This is a genomic window from Terrabacter sp. P5_B1 (genome assembly GCF_056400505.1).
In genome coordinates, this window is the sequence record NZ_JBFULD010000397.1 from 1 (window position 1) to 3,371 (window position 3,371).

Genomic DNA, 3,371 nt, shown 5'->3' on the forward strand with positions numbered 1-3,371 from the left:
GCATCGACGTGCCCGGGGCGTCCGGACTTGGGCGTCAGCAGCACGATGAAGCCCTGGTCGAAGAGCTTCGTCAGCCCGTCGACCATGAGGTCGACGAGGTCGTCGTCCCCGTCGCGGTACCAGAGCAGCACCCCGTCCGCCCCGTCGTTGAAGTCCTCGTCCTCGAGCTCGGTCCCGATGACGTCCTCGAGCCCGAACCGCAGGTCGTTGTCGACGTCGTCGTCATAGCCGAACTCCTGGATGACCTGCCCCTTGGCAAATCCGAGCTTGCTGAAGGACGCCGCTCCCGCGGTCTCGCTCACTGTCACCGGTCCTCTCGATCATGGCCGTCCGTGTCGTGGCGTAGGTGCCACGACATCAGTGCACCGGGTCCGACGCTATCGCGCAAGGCGGGTCCCGTCGGGGACAACGCCCACGCCGCGCCCGACGCGCCGAGGGGAGCGGACGGCATACCACCGCTCCCCAGCAGACGGACCCGGTTGTGACGGTCCCCACGGTTGGGTAGAGGATGGGAGGGCGCAGCGCCGCGGCCGACCGGCCGCGAGCGCCGCCTCGCGACGAGAAAGGACCCACGACGTGGCATCCGAGGCCGGACCGATCCTCAACGGGATCCCCAGTCAGCTCCCGGACATCGACCCGGACGAGACGCAGGAGTGGATCGACTCCCTCGACGCCGTCCTCGACGAGAAGGGCCGGACGCGGGCGCGCTACATCATGCTCAAGCTCATCGAGCGCGCGCGCCAGCAGCAGGTCGGCGTCCCGTCCCTGACGGCGACCGACTACATCAACACGATCCCCCCCGAGCGCGAGCCGTGGTTCCCCGGCGACGAGGACGTCGAGCGCGAGATGCGCCGCTACATCCGCTGGAACGCCGCGGTCATGGTCCACCGCGCCCAGCGTCCCGGGATCGGCGTCGGCGGCCACATCTCCACGTACGCGTCGGCCGCGACGCTCTACGAGGTGGGCATGAACCACTTCTTCCGCGGCAAGGACCACCCGGGCGGCGGCGACCAGGTCTACTTCCAGGGCCACGCCTCGCCCGGCATGTATGCCCGCAGCTTCCTCGAGGGCCACCTGACCGAGGCGCAGCTCGACGGCTTCCGCCAGGAGAAGAGCCACCTCGTCGACGGCGAGCTCAAGGCCGTCCCGTCCTACCCGCACCCGCGGCTGCTCCCGAACTACTGGGAGTTCCCGACGGTGTCGATGGGCATCGGCCCGATGAACGCGATCTACCAGGCGCAGTTCAACAAGTACCTCCACAACCGCGGCATCAAGGACACGAGCCAGCAGGACGTCTGGGCGTTCCTCGGCGACGGCGAGATGGACGAGCCCGAGTCGCGCGGCCTGCTCCAGCTCGCGGCCAACGAGGAGCTCGACAACCTCAACTTCGTCATCAACTGCAACCTGCAGCGGCTCGACGGCCCGGTGCGCGGCAACGGCAAGATCATCCAGGAGCTCGAGGCCTTCTTCCGCGGCGCCGGCTGGAACGTCATCAAGGTCGTCTGGGGCCGCGGGTGGGACCCGCTGCTCGCCGCCGACCGCGACGGTGCGCTCGTGCACGTCATGAACACCACGAGCGACGGTGACTACCAGACCTTCCGCGCCAACGACGGCAAATACGTCCGCGACCACTTCTTCGGGCGCGACCCGCGCACGGCCAAGATGGTCGAGAACTGGACCGACGACCAGGTCTGGTGGGACCTCAAGCGCGGTGGTCACGACTACCGCAAGGTCTACGCGGCCTACAAGGCGGCGCGTGAGCACACCGGCCAGCCCACCGTCATCCTCGCCAAGACCATCAAGGGCTACAGCCTCGGCTCGCACTTCGCCGGCCGCAACGCCACGCACCAGATGAAGAAGATGACGCTGGACGACCTCAAGGCCTTCCGCGACAGCCTGCGCATCCCGATCACCGACGAGCAGCTCGAGGCCGACCCCTACCAGCCGCCGTACTACCACCCGGGGGCCGACAGCGAGGTCATCAAGTACTCCGTTGACCGCCGCCAGAAGCTCGGCGGCACGCTGCCGAGCCGCCGCGTCGACTTCGAGCCGGTCAAGCTGCCCGGCGACGAGGCCTACGCCCAGGTCAAGAAGGGCTCGGGCAAGCAGGAGGTCGCCACGACGATGGCGTTCGTCCGACTGCTCAAGGACCTGCTGCGCGACAAGGAGTTCGGCCCGCGCATCGTGCCGATCATCCCCGACGAGGCGCGCACGTTCGGCATGGACGCGTTCTTCCCGACGATCAAGATCTACAACCCCAACGGGCAGAACTACACGCCGGTCGACGCCGAGCTGATGCTCGCCTACCGCGAGAACGTCAGTGGCCAGATCCTGCACCTCGGCATCAACGAGGCCGGCTCGCTCGCGGCGTTCACGGCGGCGGGCACGTCGTACGCGACGCACGGCAAGCCGATGATCCCGATCTACGTCTTCTACTCGATGTTCGGCTTCCAGCGCACCGGCGACTCGATCTGGGCGGCTGCCGACCAGATGACGCGTGGGTTCCTCATCGGCGCCACCGCCGGTCGCACGACGCTGACCGGTGAGGGCCTGCAGCACGCCGACGGGCACAGCCCGCTGCTCGCCTCGACGAACCCTGCGGTCGTGCACTACGACCCGGCGTACGGCTACGAGATCGCGCACATCATGCAGGACGGCCTCAAGCGGATGTACGGCGAGGGCAAGACGCCCGAGGAGTCGAACGTCATCTACTACCTCACCGTCTACAACGAGCCGATCCAGCAGCCGAAGGAGCCCGACGACGTCGACGTCGAGGGCATCCTGCGCGGCATGCACCGCATCTCCTCGGCGAACACCGAGGGCTGGACGCACGAGGCGCCGCGCGCGCAGATCCTCGGCTCCGGCGTCGGGGTGCCGTGGGCGCTCGAGGCCCAGCAGCTGCTCGCCGACGACTGGGGCGTGGCCGCCGACGTGTGGTCGGTGACCTCGTGGAACGAGCTGCGTCGGGACGGCCTGGCCGCCGACGAGCAGGAGTTCCTCTCCCCCGACGGCCCGCCGATCAAGCCGTGGGTCACGCAGTGCCTCGAGGGCACCGAGGGCCCGGTCGTCGCGGTGAGCGACTACATGCGGGCGGTCCAGGACCAGATCCGCGAGTGGGTCCCGGGCACCTACGCCACGCTCGGCGCCGACGGCTTCGGCTTCTCCGACACCCGTCCCGCGGCGCGCCGCTTCTTCCACATCGACGGCCCGTCCGTCGCCGTGCGGACGCTGCAGCTGCTCGCCAAGGAGGGCAAGGTCGACGCCGACGTCCCGCGCCGGGCGGCCGAGAAGTACCAGCTCGGCGACGTCACGGCCGGCACGTCCGGCAACGCGGGCGGCGAGAGCTGAGGCTCCCCAGCCGGCGTATGCCG

At 69.1% G+C, this 3,371-nt stretch carries 2 protein-coding genes; one reads left to right on the forward strand and one right to left on the reverse strand.

What is annotated here, in order from left to right:
• Positions 1 to 302, reverse strand: a 302-nt coding sequence (locus AC1DP0_RS19840; RefSeq protein ID WP_478087903.1) for a DUF3052 family protein, incomplete at its 3' end; no start/stop codon positions are given.
• 274 nt (positions 303 to 576) lie between these two features.
• On the opposite strand from AC1DP0_RS19840, the gene aceE reads away from it, so the two are divergent.
• On the forward strand, positions 577 to 3,348 hold the full coding sequence (gene aceE, locus AC1DP0_RS19845; protein WP_478087905.1) for a pyruvate dehydrogenase (acetyl-transferring), homodimeric type: 2,772 nt from the start codon (positions 577 to 579) through the stop codon (positions 3,346 to 3,348).
• Positions 3,349 to 3,371: the final 23 nt, after the last annotated feature.